Source organism: Pseudomonas sp. GW821-FHT09C10 (assembly GCF_059418085.1).
The window spans coordinates 40,756-58,941 of the sequence record NZ_JBWKPE010000012.1 but is presented as its reverse complement, the minus strand read 5'-3'; the positions used below and the strand labels follow the sequence as shown (position 1 = coordinate 58,941).

Genomic DNA, 18,186 nt, shown 5'->3' with positions numbered 1-18,186 from the left:
GGCAGCCACCGAACAGGAGATAGATGATGGCGGGTTCAACGGTAAGTGGTATCGGTTCGAATATCGATACGCAAGCGATCGTGACATCCTTGGTTAACGCCGAAAAGGTGCCCAAGCAGACGCAGATCAATACCGCGTCCGCGAAAGCGACCACCACGCTGTCTTCGATCGGCAAGGTTCAAGCTGCACTGGATGCGTTTCGTGGTGCCCTGGACTCCATGACCAAGGACAGCAGCTTCACCGGTTTGACCGGTTCGTCCTCGGATGAAAAGACGGCGACCATGACGGCCAGCAATACGGCCTCGAACGGCAGCTTCCGGCTGATCGTCGACCAACTGGCCCAAGCGTCCAAGCTGTCGAGTAAAAACTTCAGCGGTGGCACCTCGACAGTGGTCAACACCACTGATAAGCCGACGACGCTGACCATCAGTCAGTCCGGCAAGGCTTACGATCTCAGCGTTCCAGCCGGCGCGACCCTGCAGCAGGTACGTGACTCGATCAATACCCAGTTTGGTACTTCGGGGCTCAGTGCCAACATCCAGACCGACTCCAATGGCTCTCGATTGATCCTGACGTCGACCAATATGGGGACGGGCTCGGACCTTACGCTGTCTGGCACCTCGGGGCTGGATGTGGGGGCCACGGTCGTTGATCCGCCCAAGGATGCGCTCTACAGCATCGATGGTGTTTCTTCTGTGTCCAAGACCAACAGTATCGAAGGGGCGCTCAGCGGGGTGAACATCAAGTTGGTGGCCATCTCGACGCTCAAAACGGGCACGACGACCAATGAAAAAAACGCCACGCTCATCACCGTCAGCACCAACAACACGGCGCTCAAGTCCGGGGTCAAGGGGTTCATTGATAGCTACAACGCCCTGATCACGGCAATGAACGCTGAAACCAAGGTCACCACGAACCTGGACGGCAGCACCACGGCGGCAGCGTTGACGGGTGACTCGACCATGCGTTCGTTGCAGAGCACGATCCGTAACGAGTTCAACGCGCTGTCGGGCACTGGTGCCTTCAAGTCCCTCGCTCAGTTCGGTGTGACCACCAGTTCGAGTACTGGCCTGCTGGCGATTGATGACAAAAAGTGGGATGCGGCAGTTAAAACCAACGCCGCCGACATCAACAGTATGTTCAGTGGCAAAGACGGCATGCTGGCGCGGATGAAAAGCGCCACGGATGACTTCGCCAAGGCAAGCACCGGGATCCTGGCGACGCGCTCTACCTCCTTGTCGAACACGTTGAAGGATCTGACCAAGGATCAAGCCACGCTCGACGAGCGCATGACCCTGCTCACCAGCAGCCTGTCGGCCAAATACAACGCCATGGACACCCTGGTCGCCCAATTGCGTCAGCAAAGCACCAGTGTCATGACCACACTCAATGCGTTGAACAACGTCAAAACCAATTCTTGATCCCCTGCTGATGCAAAAAGGCCAGGCAAACTGCCTGGCCTTTTTTTATCGAAGCCCGACTGGCCCTAAAGCTTTTCGCGAGCCAGTCGACATATTGGTTACTAGAATCCTTTTCGCTGTCGCCTGTCACGAGGTAGAAACATGAATCCCATGAGAGCCCTTCGCCAATACCAGAAGGTCAATTCCCATGCTCAGATCTCCGAAGCCAGCCCTCATCGCCTGGTGCAGATGCTGATGGAGGGCGGGCTGGACCGCATGGCCCAGGCCAAGGGTGCGCTGGCGCGTGGCGACATCGCCCAGAAGGGCCTGATGCTGGGCAAGGCCATCGATATCGTGATTGGCCTGCGCGACGGCCTGAATGCTGAAAAGAGTGACAACCCGGCTTACGTCCAGCAGTTGGAAAGTCTGTATGCGTACATGACCAACCGTCTGATGGAAGCGAACCTGCATAACGATGCCGACATGATCGACGAAGTCGCCCGTTTGCTGATTACCGTGAAAGAAGGCTGGGATGCCATCGCCGCGCCACAGGCTGCAACCGAGTAAGGCGCAGCAGAGAAGGGCCTGAGGGCCTTGAGGAATACGTCATGAGCCAAGCACTGCAACGCATTGATGAAACCCGCGAAGCGCTGATCGGCGCGCTGGCAGACCGTAACTGGGACGCCATTGGCGAGCTGGACATGGGCTGTCGCAACGTGATCGACGAGGTGCTCAGCGAAGTGCCGGTGGATGAGGATGCGTTGCGTGAAAAGCTTGAGAGCCTGTTGGCGGTATACCAGCAGTTGCTTGAGGTGACGACGGGCGAGCGCCAGGCGATTTTTGAAGAGATGTCGCAGATCAACCAAGCGAAAAATGCGTCAAAGGTTTACCATTTGTTCGGCTGAACAGACGCAGTTAATCCGAACGGCGCGTCATAAATTTGACCGTGCCAGCTTTTTTGACTTAACTAGTGCTGTTTTCAGATTTCAGACGTCTATAAAGTAAGAAGTCTTACGGCCGTCTCGATTGCCCTTACACTGGGCAGAGCGTTTTACTAGGGAAGTTGCTATTGCATGTGGCGTGAAACCAAAATTCTGCTGATCGATGACGATAGCGTCCGCCGCCGCGATTTAGCGGTGATTTTGAATTTTCTTGGCGAAGAAAATCTGCCCTGCGGCAGCCATGACTGGCAGCAGGTAGTCAGCTCATTGTCATCGAGCCGTGAAGTCATCTGTGTGCTGATCGGGACGGTAAACGCTCCTGGCGCTGTTTTGGGCTTGTTAAAGACACTGTCTACCTGGGATGAGTTCCTTCCGGTGTTGCTAATTGGTGATATTTCTTCCATCGAGTTGCCGGAAGACCAGCGCCGCCGCGTGCTTTCCAGTCTGGAAATGCCCCCCAGCTACAGCAAATTGCTTGATTCCCTGCACCGTGCCCAGGTCTATCGCGAGATGTACGACCAGGCCCGCGAACGCGGTCGCCACCGCGAGCCCAACCTGTTCCGCAGCCTGGTCGGCACCAGCCGTGCCATCCAGCACGTGCGCCAGATGATGCAGCAGGTGGCCGATACCGACGCCAGCGTGTTGATCCTCGGCGAATCGGGCACCGGCAAGGAAGTGGTCGCGCGCAACCTGCATTACCACTCCAAGCGCCGCGACGGGCCTTTTGTGCCAGTCAACTGCGGCGCGATCCCGGCAGAGCTGCTCGAAAGCGAACTGTTTGGCCACGAGAAGGGCGCCTTTACCGGGGCGATCACCAGCCGTGCCGGGCGTTTCGAGCTGGCCAACGGCGGCACCCTGTTCCTCGACGAAATCGGCGACATGCCGCTGCCGATGCAGGTAAAACTGCTGCGCGTCTTGCAGGAACGCACCTTCGAGCGCGTGGGCAGCAACAAGACCCAGAGCGTCGACGTGCGCATCATTGCCGCAACCCACAAGAACCTCGAAAGCATGATCGAGGTCGGTAGCTTCCGCGAAGACCTGTACTACCGCCTCAACGTATTCCCGATCGAGATGGCCCCGTTGCGTGAGCGCGTGGAGGACATCCCGCTGCTGATGAACGAACTGATCTCGCGCATGGAGCACGAAAAGCGCGGCTCGATCCGTTTCAACTCGGCCGCGATCATGTCCCTGTGCCGCCACGGCTGGCCCGGTAACGTCCGTGAGCTGGCCAACCTGGTGGAGCGCATGGCGATCATGCATCCCTACGGTGTGATCGGCGTGGTCGAGCTGCCGAAGAAATTCCGCTACGTCGACGACGAAGACGAGCAACTGGTCGACAGCCTGCGCAGCGATATGGAAGAGCGGGTCGCCATCAACGGCCACACCCCGGACTTCGGCTCCACCGCCATGCTGCCGCCTGAAGGCCTGGACTTGAAAGACTACCTCGGCAACCTCGAGCAGGGGCTGATCCAGCAGGCCCTGGACGACGCCAACGGCATCGTCGCCCGTGCCGCCGAGCGCCTGCGCATCCGTCGAACCACCCTGGTGGAGAAGATGCGCAAGTACGGAATGAGCCGCAAAGAAGGTGATGAACAGGCAGATGATTGACGCCTGTTTTTCAAGCCGCTGATATTTCAGCGGTTTTTTTTCGGCACAACTATTGCTATAGCCCTCGCAACGTTCCGTTTAACTGACGGTCAGCCAAGCGAGAGAGCATCATGCCCCACGCCGCCCAACTATCTTCGGCCCCTGCCATCCAGGGGCTGGTTCCGCCTGTCGAGCCGCCGACCCGCCAGGGTCTTGAACAGGCGTTCTCGCAGTTCAGCCAGATGTCGAGCCAGCTGACCGACTCCTACAGCCTGCTGGAAGCCCGGGTTTCCGAGCTGAAAGGCGAACTGGCCGTGGTCAGCGCCCAGCGCATGGAAGAGCTGGCCGAAAAAGAGCGCCTGGCCAACCGTTTGCAAAACCTGCTGTCGCTGTTGCCTGGTGGCGTGATCGTCATCGATGAAGAAGGCCGTGTGCGTGAAGCCAACCCGGCGGCCTGCGACATGCTCGGCCTGCCGCTGGAAGGCGAGCTATGGCGCCATGTCATCACCCGCTGCTTTGCGCCGCGTGAGGACGATGGCCACGAAATCTCCCTGAAGGACGGGCGCCGCCTGTCCATCGCCACCCGCTCCCTGGATGCGGAGCCGGGCCAGTTGGTGTTGCTTAACGACCTGACTGAAACCCGGCACCTGCAAGACCAGTTGGCGCGTCATGAGCGTTTGTCCTCGCTGGGGCGGATGGTCGCTTCGTTGGCGCATCAGATCCGTACGCCGTTGTCGGCTGCGTTGATCTACGCCAGTCATTTGACTGATGAGCAATTGCCCGCCGCCACGCACCAGCGCTTTGCCGGGCGCCTGAAGGAGCGCCTGCATGAATTGGAGCACCAGGTCCGCGACATGCTGGTGTTTGCCCGCGGCGAATTGCCGCTGACCGACCGCGTGACGCCTGCCCAGCTGATGCAGGCCCTGCAAGCGGCGGCCGCTGCCCATATCCAGGACGTGCAAGTGCGTTGGCAGTGCGACAGCCACCTCGGCGAGCTGCTCTGCAACCGCGACACCCTGGTGGGCTCGCTGCTCAACCTGATCGAAAACGCCACCCAGGCCAGCGGCCCCGGCGCGCGGCTCAAGGTGCACCTTTACAACCGCGGACAAACCCTGCGCCTGTGCATCAGCGACAGCGGCAGCGGTATCGACCCGGTGGTGCTCAAGCGCCTGGGTGAACCCTTTTTCACCACCAAGGCCAACGGTACGGGCCTGGGCCTGACCGTGGTCAAGGCGGTGGCGCGTGCCCATCAGGGAGAATTGCAGCTGCATTCCCGCGTTGGGCGTGGCACCTGTGCATTGATGACCTTGCCGCTGTTTTCATGCGCGGCAAGCGCGGAGTAAGGATATGGCTATCAAGGTTCTGTTGGTGGAAGACGATCGCGCCCTGCGTGAAGCATTGGCTGACACGCTGTTGTTAGCGGGCCATGACTACCGGGCGGTCGGTTCTGCCGAGGACGCCTTGGACGCGGTGGAGCAGGAAGCCTTCAGCCTGGTGGTCAGCGACGTGAACATGCCCGGCATGGATGGCCACCAGTTGCTCGGCCTGCTGCGTGCGCGCCAGCCGCAACTGCCGGTGCTGCTGATGACCGCCCACGGTGCGGTGGAACGTGCCGTGGACGCGATGCGCCAGGGCGCCGCGGATTACCTGGTCAAGCCCTTCGAGCCTAAAGCCCTGATCGAACTGGTGGCGCGTCACGCCCTGGGGGTAATCCCGGCCAACGAAGGCGAGGGCCCGATCGCCTTCGAACCGGCCAGTGCACAATTGCTCGAGTTGGCGGCTCGTGTGGCGCGCAGCGACTCCACCGTGCTGATCTCCGGCGAGTCCGGCACCGGTAAAGAGGTGCTGGCGCGTTATATCCACCAGCAGTCGACCCGCGCCCAGCAACCGTTTATCGCCATCAACTGCGCGGCGATCCCCGACAACATGCTTGAAGCCACCCTGTTCGGTCATGAGAAAGGTTCGTTCACCGGTGCCATCGCGGCCCAGGCGGGCAAGTTCGAACAGGCCGATGGCGGCACCATTTTGCTGGATGAAATCTCGGAAATGCCCCTGGGCCTGCAAGCCAAGTTGCTGCGGGTGCTGCAAGAGCGCGAAGTGGAGCGGGTGGGTGCGCGCAAGCCGATCCAGTTGGACATCCGTGTGGTCGCCACCACCAACCGGGACCTCGCCGGCGAAGTGGCGGCGGGGCGCTTTCGGGAAGACCTGTTCTACCGTCTCTCGGTGTTCCCCCTGGCCTGGCGCCCGTTGCGTGAGCGCCCGGCAGACATCATTCCACTGGCCGAGCGCCTGCTGAACAACCACGTCAAAAAAATGAAGCACGCCCAGGCGCGGCTATCGGCGCAAGCCCAGGCCTGCCTGGTGAGTTATCCATGGCCCGGCAACGTGCGGGAATTGGACAACGCCATCCAGCGCGCGCTGATTCTGCAGCAGGGCGGCTTGATCCAGCCCCAGGATTTCTGCCTGGCCATGGGCAGTGGCGCGGCGCCATTGCCGACGTTGGCGCCCGCGCCGGTGGTTGCAGAGGCTGAATCGGCCGGCGCCCTCGGCGACGACCTGCGTCGCCGCGAATTCCAGATGATCATCGACACCCTGCGCGCCGAGCGCGGCCGGCGCAAAGAGGCCGCCGAGCGCCTGGGCATCAGCCCGCGCACCCTGCGCTACAAGCTGGCGCAGATGCGTGACGCTGGAATGGATGTGGAAGCGTATCTATTCGCCACGTAACCGGTAAGAAGGTCGACAATGTTTGTCGCCTTTTCTTACGAGCTGATGCGGATCTGGCACCCTTGTTGCTACCTCCCCTAGTAATCGCTGCGTAGTGTCAAAAAATTGCAGGTTGGAGAGAGAAGGTCATGAGCCAGGGTATTGAGTTCAATCGGTTGATGTTGGATATGCGCGCCATGCAGATGGATGCCATGGCTCAACCGAAATCCGTCGCGCCAGCGCCGGAATTGGGCCAAAGCAGCTTCGCCGACATGCTCGGCCAGGCCATCAACAAAGTCAGTGATACCCAGCAAGCTTCCAGCCAGTTGGCCAATGCGTTCGAGATCGGCAAAAGCGGCGTGGACCTCACCGATGTGATGGTCGCCTCGCAAAAGGCCAGCGTTTCCTTCCAGGCCCTGACCCAAGTGCGTAACAAGCTGGTTCAGGCCTATCAAGACATCATGCAGATGCCGGTTTAAGGGCGAGATTTAAGTCATGGCAGAAGCAGTCTCCGACAACGTACCCGCCAAGACAGACGGCAAGCCGCCGCTGTTTGGCCTGTCGTTCCTGGAAAACCTCTCGGAAATGACCATGCTGCGTCAGGTGGGCCTGATGGTCGGCCTGGCTGCCAGCGTGGCGATTGGTTTCGCCGTGGTGTTGTGGTCGCAGCAACCCGATTACCGACCGTTGTACGGCAGCCTGGCGGGCATGGATTCCAAGCAGATCATGGAAACCCTCGCCGCCGCCGACATCGCCTACACCGTGGAGCCCAACTCCGGCGCCCTGCTGGTCAAGGCCGACGATGTGGCCCGTGCGCGCATGAAGCTGGCTGCCGCCGGCGTGACCCCGTCCGACAGCAATATCGGTTTCGAGATCCTCGACAAGGACCAGGGCCTGGGGACCAGCCAGTTCATGGAAGCCACCCGCTACCGTCGTGGCCTTGAAGGCGAGCTGGCGCGCACCATTTCCAGCCTGAACAACGTCAAGGGTGCCCGCGTGCACCTGGCCATTCCGAAAAGCTCGGTGTTTGTGCGCGACGAGCGCAAGCCAAGTGCGTCGGTGCTGGTCGAACTGTTTTCCGGCCGCTCCCTGGAGCCTGGCCAGGTGATGGCGATCATCAACCTGGTGGCCACCAGCGTTCCCGAACTGAGCAAGTCGCAAATCACCGTGGTCGACCAGAAGGGCAACCTGCTCTCCGACATGGCCGAAAACTCCGCGCTGACCCAGGCCGGCAAGCAGTTCGACTACAGCCGCCGCATGGAAAGCATGCTCACCCAGCGCGTGCACAACATCCTGCAACCGGTGCTGGGCAATGACCGCTACAAGGCGGAAGTGTCTGCCGACGTGGACTTCAGCGCCGTCGAGTCGACCTCCGAGCAGTTCAACCCGGACCAACCGGCCCTGCGCAGTGAGCAATCGACCAGCGAACAACGTACCGCCAGCAATGGTCCGCAAGGTGTGCCGGGTGCCCTGAGCAACCAGCCGCCGGCCCCGGCCTCGGCGCCGCAAACCACCGGTGGCGCCGCAGCCACCGCGGGCGCGATCCAGCCTGGCCAGCCACTGTTGGATGCCAACGGCCAGCAGATCATGGACCCGGCCACCGGCCAGCCGATGCTCGCGCCGTACCCGGCGGACAAGCGTAACCAGTCCACCAAGAACTTCGAACTCGACCGTTCCATCAGCCACACCAAGCAGCAGCAGGGTCGCGTCAATCGCCTGTCGGTGTCGGTGGTGGTGGATGACCAGGTCAAGGTCAACGCCGCTGACGGTGCTGTAACACGTGCACCGTGGAGCGCCGACGAATTGGCGCGCTTCACACGCCTGGTGCAGGACGCCGTTGGTTTTGACGCCAGTCGGGGTGACAGCGTCAGCGTGATCAACATGCCGTTCTCCGCCGAGCGTGGCGAAGTGATCGCCGAAGCGGCGTTCTACACCCAGCCGTGGTTCTGGGACATCGTCAAGCAAGTGCTGGGTGTGTTGTTCATCCTGGTGCTGGTGTTCGGCGTGCTGCGCCCGGTGCTCAACAACATCACCGGCAACGGCAAGAAACAACTGGCGGCCTTCGGTGGCAGCGATGTCGAGTTGGGTGGCATGGGCGGCCTGGACGGCGAACTGGCCAACGACCGCGTCAGCCTCGGCGGCCCGCAAAGCATCCTGTTGCCGAGCCCGAGCGAAGGCTATGACGCGCAGTTGAACGCAATCAAAAGTCTGGTAGCAGAAGACCCGGGCCGTGTGGCCCAGGTCGTGAAAGAGTGGATTAACGCAGATGAGTGATCGAGCCGCTGTTGCCAAGCTCTCCCGGGTCGACAAAGCCGCAGTCCTGCTGCTGTCCCTGGGGGAAACCGACGCCGCCCAAGTGCTGCGCCATATGGGCCCCAAAGAGGTCCAGCGGGTGGGCGTGGCCATGGCGCAAATGCGCAATGTGCACCGCGAGCAAGTCGAACAGGTGATGAGCGAGTTCGTCGAGATCGTCGGCGACCAGACCAGCCTGGGCGTCGGCTCCGACAGCTACATCCGCAAGATGCTCACCTCGGCCCTGGGCGAAGACAAGGCCAACGGCCTGATCGACCGCATCCTGCTGGGCGGCAACACCAGTGGCCTGGACAGCCTCAAGTGGATGGAACCGCGCGCGGTCGCCGACGTGATCCGCTACGAGCACCCGCAGATCCAGGCAATCGTGGTGGCCTACCTCGACCCGGACCAGGCCGGTGAAGTGCTTGGCCACTTCGACCATAAGGTGCGCCTGGACATCATCCTGCGCGTGTCGTCGCTGAACACCGTGCAGCCGGCGGCCCTGAAAGAACTCAACACGATTCTCGAGAAACAGTTCTCGGGCAACTCGAACGCCTCGCGCACCACCCTGGGTGGTATCAAACGCGCGGCCGACATCATGAACTTCCTCGACAGCTCGGTCGAAGGCCAGTTGATGGACTCGATCCGCGAGATCGACGACACCCTGTCCGGCCAGATCGAAGACCTCATGTTCGTGTTCAACAACCTCTCCGATGTCGACGACCGTGGCATCCAGGCGTTGCTGCGCGAAGTGTCCTCCGACGTGCTGGTACTGGCCCTCAAGGGCTCGGACGAAGGCGTCAAGGAGAAGATCTTCAAGAACATGTCCAAGCGTGCCTCCGAGCTGTTGCGCGACGACCTGGAAGCCAAGGGTCCGGTGCGCGTCAGCGACGTGGAAACCGCGCAGAAAGAAATCCTCACCATTGCCCGCCGTATGGCCGAAGCCGGAGAAATCGTTCTCGGTGGGAAGGGCGGCGAAGAAATGATCTAAGGCGCTCCCCATGTCGAACAAAGATGAGGCGCCCAGCGATCTGATTCGCGCACGGGACGTCGGTGGGTTCGACATCTGGTCGTTGCCCAGCTTCGATCCGCATGTGCCCGAGCCCGAGCCGGAACCGGTTGAAGAGCCGCCGGTGGAAATGGAAGAAGTGCCGCTGGAGGAAGTCCAGCCACTGACCCTGGAAGAGTTGGAAAGCATCCGTCAGGAGGCCTATAACGAAGGCTTCGCCGCTGGCGAGAAAGACGGTTTTCGCAGCACCACCCTCAAGGTGCGCCAGGAGTCCGAGGCGGCGCTGAGCGTCAAGCTGGCCAGCCTGGAGCGCCTGATGGGCAACCTGTTCGCGCCCATCGCCGAGCAGGATTCGCAAATCGAAAAAGCCATGGTCGGCCTGGTGGAGCATATCGCCCGCCAGGTGATCCAGCGCGAACTGGTGCTGGATTCCAGCCAGATCGAAAGCGTGATGCGCGAAGCCCTCAAGCTGCTGCCCCTGGGCGTCGGCAATGTACGGCTGTACATCAACCCGCAGGACTTCGAACAGGTCAAGGCCCTGCGCGAACGCCATGAAGAAACCTGGCGCATCGTCGAAGATGCGGCGCTGCAGCCCGGCGGTTGCCGGGTCGAGACCGAGCACAGCCGCATCGATGCCACGGTGGAAACCCGCATCAGCCAGATCATGGCCAAGCTCTTCGACCAACTCCATGAACAAGCCCTGCACCCGGCCGAGCCGGACCTGAGCGTGGACCTGGACGCCGCCGATGCGCCTTGACCGTACCAGCTTCGCCAAGCGCCTGGGCGGTTACGCCGAGGCCACCGAGTTGCCTGGCCAGCCGATTCTCGAAGGGCGCCTGTTGCGCATGGTTGGCCTGACCCTCGAGGCCGAAGGCCTGCGCGCCGCCATGGGCAGCCGCTGCATGGTGATCAACGACGACAGCTACCACCCGGTGCAGGTCGAAGCCGAAGTGATGGGCTTTTCCGGCAGCAAGATTTTCCTCATGCCCGTCGGTAGCCTGGCCGGCATCGCCCCTGGCGCCCGCGTGGTGCCCCTGGCCGACACCGGCCGCCTGCCCATGGGCATGGGCATGCTCGGCCGGGTGCTGGACGGCGCCGGTCGCGCGCTGGACGGCAAGGGCGGCATGAAAGCCGAAGACTGGGTGCCGATGGACGGCCCCACCATCAACCCGCTCAACCGCAACCCCATCAGCGTGCCGCTGGACGTGGGGATTCGCAGCATCAACGGTTTATTGACGGTCGGCCGCGGCCAGCGTCTGGGCCTGTTCGCGGGTACGGGGGTGGGTAAGTCGGTATTGCTCGGCATGATGACGCGCTTTACCGAGGCCGACATCATCGTGGTGGGCCTGATCGGCGAACGGGGCCGCGAGGTGAAGGAGTTCATCGAACACAGCCTCGGCGAAGAAGGCCTCAAGCGCTCGGTGGTGGTCGCATCCCCCGCGGACGATGCGCCGCTGATGCGTCTGCGCGCGGCCATGTACTGCACACGCATCGCCGAATATTTTCGCGACAAGGGCAAGAACGTCCTGTTGCTGATGGACTCGCTCACCCGTTTCGCCCAGGCCCAGCGGGAAATCGCCCTGGCCATCGGCGAGCCCCCGGCCACCAAGGGCTACCCGCCGTCGGTGTTCGCCAAGCTGCCCAAACTGGTGGAGCGCGCCGGTAATGCCGAGGCCGGTGGCGGCTCGATCACCGCGTTCTACACCGTATTGTCCGAAGGCGATGACCAGCAGGATCCCATCGCCGACTCGGCGCGGGGCGTGCTCGACGGCCACATCGTGCTGTCGCGGCGTCTGGCGGAGGAGGGGCACTACCCGGCCATCGACATCGAAGCGTCCATCAGCCGGGTCATGCCGGCGGTGGTCACGCCGGAGCATATGGCCCGCGCGCAGCAGTTCAAGCAGCTGTGGTCGCGTTATCAACAGAGCCGCGACTTGATCAGCGTCGGCGCTTACGTGGCCGGCGGCGACCGCGACACCGACCTGGCGATCGCCCTGCAACCGCAGTTGGTGACCTACTTGCGCCAGGGTCTCAACGACAAGATCAGCATGGGTGAAAGCGAAGCGCACCTGGGTTCGATCTTCGCCCCTGCGCCGGGCGGCTAAGCCATGGCCAACAGCCGCGCTGCGCGCCTGGCCCCGGTGGTGGACATGGCCGAAAAGGCCGAGAAAACCGCGGTCCAGCGCCTGGGGTATTTCCAGGGCCAGGTGCGTTTGGCGGAAAGTAAGCTGGGCGACCTGGAGCGCTTTCGTGGCGAGTACCAGCAGCAATGGATCGAGCGCGGCACCCAAGGTGTGTCGGGGCAATGGCTGATGGGTTACCAGGGCTTTCTCAATCAGCTCGAGACGGCCGTCGGCCAGCAGCGCCAAAGCCTGGCCTGGCACCAGAACAACCTCGACAAGGCCCGCGAGAGCTGGCAGCAAGCCTTCGCCCGCGTCGAGGGCCTGCGCAAACTGGTGCAGCGCTACATCGACGAAGCGCGGGCATTGGAAGACAAGCGCGAGCAGAAATTACTCGACGAATTGTCCCAGCGCCTGCCGCGCCAATCACAATACTGACGGTGGCCCGCCTGCCACATTTGATCTGCCGTGTTGCTGGTATCCCATTCGCCTGCTACACCTTGTGTCTATGCCTATGACAAGGAAGCAGTCGCATGTCAATCGAGTCAGAAGTATCCCTGGACGGGAAGAAGTTGACGATCGCAATCAAGGGTCGGTTCGATTTCAGCAGCCACCAGACATTTCGTGATGCTTACGAGCGTTTCTACAAGGTCCCTGAGTCGTATGTGGTCGACCTGAAGGAAACCACTTATATGGACAGTTCGGCCCTGGGCATGCTCCTGCTGTTGAGGGACCACGCCGGCGGCGAGGAGTCGGAGGTCCAGGTGATCAACACCAACTCCGATGTGCGCAAGATCCTCGCCATCTCCAACTTCGACAAATTGTTCGACATCAATTGAGCGCCCTGGCCCCCGCGGTTGAGCCGCTGACGATCCTGATCGCCGAAGACAGCGCCGCCGACCTGCTGTTGCTGTCGACCATTGTGCGACGCCAGGGGCACCAGGTGCTCACTGCAACCAATGGCGAGGAGGCCGTTGAGCTATTCGCGCGCGAGCGCCCGCAACTGGTGTTGATGGACGCGATCATGCCCGTGATGGATGGCCTGACCGCCGCGCGGTGGATCAAGCAGTTGGCGGGGGAGGAACTGGTGCCGATCATCTTCCTCACGTCCCTGCGCGAGAGTGCCGCCCTGGCCGAGTGCCTGGATGCCGGCGGCGATGATTTCCTGCCCAAGCCCTATAACCAGTTGATCCTGGCGGCCAAGATCAACGCCATGGACCGCCTGCGCCGGCTGCAGGCGACGATGCTGCAGCAGCGCGACCAGATCGCCCGGCACCATGACCACTTGCTGCATGAGCAGCGGGTGGCCAAGGCGGTGTTCGATAAAGTTGCCCATTCCGGCTGCATCAACGCGGCGCCGAATATCCGCTACCTGCAATCGCCCTATGCGCTGTTCAACGGCGACCTGCTGCTGGCGGCGTATACGCCGTCGGGCGACATGCACGTGCTGCTCGGCGATTTCACCGGCCATGGCCTGCCGGCGGCGGTGGGCGCCATGCCCCTGGCAGAAGTGTTCTATGGCATGACTGCCAAGGGCTACGGCCTGGCGCAGATCCTGCGGGAGATGAATGCCAAGCTCAAGCGCATCCTGCCGGTGGACATGTTCTGCTGCGCCACCCTGCTGTGCCTGAGCACGCAGCGGCGGGTGGTGGAGGTGTGGAACGGCGGCATGCCCGAAGGCTATGTGCATGAAGTCGCCAGCGGCAGGCGCACGCCGCTGCAGCCACGGCATTTGCCGTTGGGGGTGCTGTCGGCTGAGGCGTTTGATGATCGCACCGAGGTCTGGCCCATGGCGCTGGGTGACCGCGTGTTCCTGCTCTCCGATGGTGTGCTGGACACCGCCGACGCCAATGACCAGCTGTTTGGCGTCGAGCGCTTGCAGCAGGTGTTTGCCGCCAACCGTGAGCCCGACCGGCTCTTCGACGACATCGAGCGCGCCCTGGCGGCTTTTCGCGGTGAGGCGCGGGACGATGTCAGTCTGGTGGAAATCATCCTGCAGCCCGGGCAGCCGCTGCGTGCGACCGGGCTGCTGTATGCCGACAGCGGCCAGACATGCCCGCTGGATTGGTCGGTGAGTTTCGAATTCCGGGCCGAAACCCTCAAGCGTTACAACCCCTTGCCCTACCTGCTGCAACTGCTGCTGGAGATCCAGGGGCTGCGCGAGCAGAGCGGGGCGCTCTACAGCGTCATGGCCGAGTTGTATTCCAATGCGCTGGAACATGGCGTGCTGGGCCTGGACTCGCGGCTCAAGCGCGATGCCCAGGGTTTTGCCGAGTATTACCGCCAGCGCAATGACCGCCTGGCGCAGTTGAGCAGTGGCTATGTGCGCGTGCATGTGCAGGTGGTGCCCACCGAGGCGGGCGGCAAGATGACCCTGCGCCTTGAAGACAGTGGGCCAGGGTTTGACGTGGAGCAGGTGCTGGCCCGGCCGCTGGACATCGATGGCCTGTCCGGTCGAGGCCTGAGCCTGGTGCGTCAACTGAGCAGCCAGGTGCGCTGGTCCGACGGCGGACGCAGTGTCTGCGTAGAGTTTTGCTGGGGGGCTCTGGCATAATCCGCCGATTCTTGATCAAGGAGCGAGCAAGTGGCTGAGATTCATATGGACCCGGACGTGTTGTCGGGTTTGCAGGAGGTCATGGAAGGCGAGTATCCCAAGTTGCTCGATACCTTCCTCGATGACTCCCAGAAACGCGTCGAAGCGCTGCGCAAGGCGCGGGACGACGCCAAGGCACTGGGGCGTATCGCCCATAGCTTCAAGGGCAGCAGTGGCAACCTCGGCGCAGTGCGGTTGGCGCACCTGTGCCAGCGCTTGGAGGCGGAGTCCGCTGAGGCCGCGGCGGACCTGGGGGCGCTGGTGGACCAGATCGATCATGAGTTTGCCTTGGTGAAGCCGATGTATGAGTCGGAACGGCAGCGGTTCCAGATTTGATTCCATCCGTGTGAAAACCTGGCCCGACTCTTGCTCTACCTCCTGATACTGCATCCCCGATCCCCATGCAGTGGAGACCTTTACCTATGCCAGTCGCCCCGAATTCGCTTCTCCAGGCTACCCCTGCGGCCAAGCCTCAAGCGCCTGCCGTCAATCCACCGGCAGTGGCTGCGGACCCACGGGACAAGGGCCCTGGCTTCGCTCAAGTGTTCGCCAGCCAAGGTTCAAAACCTACGGTCAAGGCTGATGACAACTCGGCCAAGCCCACGCGGGACAAGCCTGCCGATGCCAGCGCCAAGCCTGCGGCGGGCAACGACAAACCTGCCGCCGCCACGCCAGCGGTTGCCGATAGCGGCAATACCTTGCCTGCCAAGCCTGCGGCATCGTCCGACGACACTGCCAGCAAGGATGACGCTGCACCTGTGGATCCGGCCCTGGCGCAGCAGCCTCCCGTGGACCCGGTGGTCGACCCGGCATTGATTGCCACGGTCACCCCGGTGGTGGTGCCGGTGCCGGTGGAAACCCCGGCCCCCGCAGCCGCTGCCAAAGATGACAAGGCCGCCCCCGTGGTTGCAGCGCCAATCGCAGCGACCGAGGACGCCACGCCGGCCTTCGACCCTGAGGCCGATCCCCTGGACGCCATGCCGGCCGTACGCCTGGCAATGGAGCAGGGTGGGCACGTGTCGGCCAGCAGCCAGGCACCGGCCAAAACTGCCCCGCCGACCACCCAGGACCAGCCAACCGCCGCGCAGAACTTTGCCGCCGGCCTGGCCACCATGGTCGACCAGCAAGCCACCAAGGACAGTACGGACCAGGGTGGCGACAAGGCCTTCAGCGGCTTGATCGAAGGCGGCCTCAAGGACTTGAAAGAGGCCAGCAGCGACACCCGCGTCGATGACTTCGCCAACCGCCTGGCTGCGTTGACCCAGGCGGCCACGCCGAAAACCGCAAATGCCTTGCCGCCGGTGACGAATGCGCCGCTGGCCATGCACCAGAGCGGCTGGACCGACGAGATCGTCAACCGCGTGATGTACCTCTCCAGCGCCAACCTCAAGTCGGCGGAGATCCAGTTGCAACCGGCCGAACTCGGGCGCCTGGACATCAAGGTCAACATGACCGCCGACCAGCAGGCCCAGGTCAACTTCATGAGCGCCCACCCGGTGGTGCGGGAAGCCCTGGAAAGCCAGTCCGGTCGCTTGCGCGAGATGTTCGCCCAGCAGGGCATGGGCCAGGTGGATGTGAATGTGTCCGACCAGTCCCGTGGCCAGGAGCAGCAGCAACAGCAGGCGCAGACGGGGGGCGTTAGTCGCAGCGGGCGGGGTGGCGACAGCGGCGACAGCGGCAGCCATATTGAAGTGGCCGAAGCCGTGGCGCCGGTGACTTCGACGGTGATCGGCTCCAGCGCCGTCGACTACTACGCCTGATGTGAGCCTGGCATAGGCCAAAATGTGGGAGCGGACTTGCTGTGGTGGGTCGGCTTGCTGTAGTGAGCGGGCTTGCTGTGGTGGGTTGGCTTGTTGTGGTGAGCGGGCTTGCCCCGCGCTGGACTGCGCAGCAGTCCCATTGTCGGTGAACAAGCCCACCCACCACAGCCCCCCCCCTTCCACATTTTTTTGTGGCGTTCCTCTGTCTGCGTTCAGCCAGACAACTCTGGCATAACACTTGCTCTTGCCTTTCCGTAGATCTATGAATCCCCGAATAGTGACGGATTATTGGCATGGCGAAGAGCGACGACGCAGCAAAAGCACCCGCACCCGCAGGCAAAGGCAAGCTCAAGCTTATCCTGATGATTGTCGTAGGCCTGCTCCTGGCCATCGGCGCCTCGGTGGGCGGCACCTGGTACATCATGCACAGCAGTGCCAGCAAGCCGGCACCTGCCGCCGAAACCGCCACGAACGCCAAGCAACCGGCGATCTTCGAGCCGATGCTTCCGGCCTTTGTCGCCAACTTCAACCAGAACGGTCGTCAACGCTACCTGCAGGTGAGCATCACCTTGCTGGCGCGTAACCAGTCGGACCTGGATGCCCTCAAGGTGCATATGCCGGTGATCCGCAACAACCTGGTGATGCTGTTCTCCGGGCAGAGTTTCGACACCCTGGCCACCCCGGTGGGCCAGGAAATGCTGCGCCAGAAGGTCACTGCCAGCGTGCAGGAAGTGGCCCAGAAGGAGCTCGGCAAAGTCGTGATCGAGCAGGCGCTCTTCACTAATTTCGTATTGCAGTAGGATCACCCCATGGCCGTGCAGGACCTACTGTCCCAGGATGAAATCGACGCGCTGTTGCATGGCGTCGACGACGGTCTGGTACAGACTGAAATGGCTGCCGAGCCCGGCAGCGTCAAAAGTTATGACCTGACCAGCCAGGATCGCATCGTCCGTGGACGCATGCCGACCCTTGAGATGATCAACGAACGTTTCGCCCGTTACACCCGGATCAGCATGTTCAACATGCTGCGCCGCTCGGCGGACGTGGCGGTGGGCGGCGTGCAGGTGATGAAGTTCGGCGAGTACGTGCACTCGCTGTACGTGCCCACCAGCCTCAACCTGGTCAAGATCAAGCCATTGCGCGGTACCGCGCTGTTCATCCTCGACGCCAAGCTGGTGTTCAAGCTGGTGGACAACTTCTTCGGCGGTGACGGCCGTCACGCCAAGATCGAAGGCCGTGAATTCACCCCTACCGAATTGCGCGTGGTGCGCATGGTGCTGGAGCAGGCCTTCATTGACTTGAAGGAAGCCTGGCAGGCGATCATGGAAGTCAATTTCGAGTACATCAACTCGGAAGTGAACCCGGCCATGGCCAACATCGTCGGGCCGAGCGAGGCCATTGTCGTGTCCACGTTCCACATCGAGCTCGATGGCGGTGGCGGCGACCTGCACGTGACCATGCCGTATTCGATGATCGAGCCGGTGCGCGAAATGCTCGACGCCGGCTTCCAGTCCGACCTGGACGACCAGGACGAACGCTGGGTCAAGGCCCTGCGCGAAGACCTGCTGGATGTCGACGTGCCGCTGAGCGCTACCGTGGCCCGGCGCCAGTTGCGCCTGCGGGATATTTTGCACATGCAGCCGGGGGACATTATCCCGGTCGAATTGCCGGACGAAATGATCATGCGCGCCAACGGCGTGCCGTCGTTCAAGGTCAAGCTGGGGTCCCACAAGGGCAACCTCGCTTTGCAAGTGGTTGAGCCGATCAACCGTCGCTGATCC

At 62.3% G+C, this 18,186-nt stretch carries 18 protein-coding genes; all 18 read left to right on the top strand.

The window, feature by feature from the left end; translation table 11 throughout:
- The first annotated feature begins 26 nt into the window (after window positions 1-26).
- The 18 genes from fliD (at window position 27) to fliM (ending at window position 18,183) form a co-directional block, all read left to right on the top strand.
- Entirely contained in the window at window positions 27-1,421 is a 1,395-nt protein-coding gene (fliD, locus tag AC07OT_RS21800; protein ID WP_053133214.1) for a flagellar filament capping protein FliD, read from the top strand.
- 141 nt (window positions 1,422-1,562) lie between these two features.
- Complete coding sequence (gene fliS, locus AC07OT_RS21795) at window positions 1,563-1,967, top strand: flagellar export chaperone FliS (protein ID WP_065924954.1); 405 nt, start codon at window positions 1,563-1,565, stop codon at window positions 1,965-1,967.
- Window positions 1,968-2,008: 41 nt separating this feature from the next.
- Window positions 2,009-2,305, top strand: coding sequence for a flagellar protein FliT (gene fliT, locus AC07OT_RS21790; protein ID WP_495109016.1), 297 nt, complete (start codon window positions 2,009-2,011; stop codon window positions 2,303-2,305).
- 168 nt (window positions 2,306-2,473) lie between these two features.
- Window positions 2,474-3,949: a sigma-54 dependent transcriptional regulator gene (locus AC07OT_RS21785; RefSeq protein WP_065940566.1), complete on the top strand. Its 1,476-nt coding sequence runs from the start codon at window positions 2,474-2,476 to the stop codon at window positions 3,947-3,949.
- Between the two features lie 110 nt (window positions 3,950-4,059).
- The gene (locus AC07OT_RS21780; RefSeq protein WP_495109015.1) at window positions 4,060-5,271 is read left to right on the top strand and encodes a sensor histidine kinase; all 1,212 of its coding nucleotides are present in this window, start codon (window positions 4,060-4,062) and stop codon (window positions 5,269-5,271) included.
- 4 nt (window positions 5,272-5,275) lie between these two features.
- Window positions 5,276-6,652 carry a sigma-54-dependent transcriptional regulator gene (locus AC07OT_RS21775; protein ID WP_141155698.1) on the top strand — a complete coding sequence of 459 codons (1,377 nt, stop codon included), beginning with the start codon at window positions 5,276-5,278 and terminating at the stop codon, window positions 6,650-6,652.
- A 128-nt stretch (window positions 6,653-6,780) separates the two neighbouring features.
- Window positions 6,781-7,110, top strand: a complete 330-nt coding sequence (fliE, locus tag AC07OT_RS21770; protein WP_010208741.1) for a flagellar hook-basal body complex protein FliE — start codon at window positions 6,781-6,783, stop codon at window positions 7,108-7,110.
- A 16-nt stretch (window positions 7,111-7,126) separates the two neighbouring features.
- Window positions 7,127-8,905, top strand: coding sequence for a flagellar basal-body MS-ring/collar protein FliF (gene fliF / locus AC07OT_RS21765; protein WP_027603850.1), 1,779 nt, complete (start codon window positions 7,127-7,129; stop codon window positions 8,903-8,905).
- On the top strand, window positions 8,898-9,914 hold the full coding sequence (fliG, locus tag AC07OT_RS21760; RefSeq protein ID WP_017527617.1) for a flagellar motor switch protein FliG: 1,017 nt from the start codon (window positions 8,898-8,900) through the stop codon (window positions 9,912-9,914). The genes fliF and fliG overlap by 8 nt, the downstream gene beginning before the upstream one ends.
- A gap of 10 nt (window positions 9,915-9,924) precedes the next feature.
- Window positions 9,925-10,689: a flagellar assembly protein FliH gene (fliH, locus tag AC07OT_RS21755; protein ID WP_495109014.1), complete on the top strand. Its 765-nt coding sequence runs from the start codon at window positions 9,925-9,927 to the stop codon at window positions 10,687-10,689.
- Window positions 10,679-12,037, top strand: a complete 1,359-nt coding sequence (gene fliI / locus AC07OT_RS21750; protein ID WP_495109013.1) for a flagellar protein export ATPase FliI — start codon at window positions 10,679-10,681, stop codon at window positions 12,035-12,037. The genes fliH and fliI overlap by 11 nt, the downstream gene beginning before the upstream one ends.
- A 3-nt stretch (window positions 12,038-12,040) precedes the next feature.
- The gene (gene fliJ, locus AC07OT_RS21745; protein ID WP_027603853.1) at window positions 12,041-12,490 is read left to right on the top strand and encodes a flagellar export protein FliJ; all 450 of its coding nucleotides are present in this window, start codon (window positions 12,041-12,043) and stop codon (window positions 12,488-12,490) included.
- A 95-nt stretch (window positions 12,491-12,585) separates the two neighbouring features.
- Complete coding sequence (locus tag AC07OT_RS21740; RefSeq protein ID WP_141155697.1) at window positions 12,586-12,891, top strand: STAS domain-containing protein; 306 nt, start codon at window positions 12,586-12,588, stop codon at window positions 12,889-12,891.
- Window positions 12,888-14,606 (top strand): ATP-binding SpoIIE family protein phosphatase, encoded by a 1,719-nt coding sequence (locus AC07OT_RS21735; RefSeq protein ID WP_092355184.1) that lies wholly within the window; start codon window positions 12,888-12,890, stop codon window positions 14,604-14,606. The genes AC07OT_RS21740 and AC07OT_RS21735 overlap by 4 nt, the downstream gene beginning before the upstream one ends.
- Before the next feature lie 30 nt (window positions 14,607-14,636).
- Window positions 14,637-14,981 (top strand): Hpt domain-containing protein, encoded by a 345-nt coding sequence (locus AC07OT_RS21730; protein ID WP_065940558.1) that lies wholly within the window; start codon window positions 14,637-14,639, stop codon window positions 14,979-14,981.
- A gap of 86 nt (window positions 14,982-15,067) precedes the next feature.
- Complete coding sequence (locus tag AC07OT_RS21725) at window positions 15,068-16,405, top strand: flagellar hook-length control protein FliK (protein WP_495109012.1); 1,338 nt, start codon at window positions 15,068-15,070, stop codon at window positions 16,403-16,405.
- Window positions 16,406-16,698: 293 nt separating this feature from the next.
- Entirely contained in the window at window positions 16,699-17,205 is a 507-nt protein-coding gene (gene fliL, locus AC07OT_RS21720; protein ID WP_065924962.1) for a flagellar basal body-associated protein FliL, read from the top strand.
- A 9-nt stretch (window positions 17,206-17,214) separates the two neighbouring features.
- Entirely contained in the window at window positions 17,215-18,183 is a 969-nt protein-coding gene (gene fliM / locus AC07OT_RS21715) for a flagellar motor switch protein FliM (RefSeq protein ID WP_027603859.1), read from the top strand.
- The last annotated feature ends 3 nt before the right edge of the window (window positions 18,184-18,186 follow it).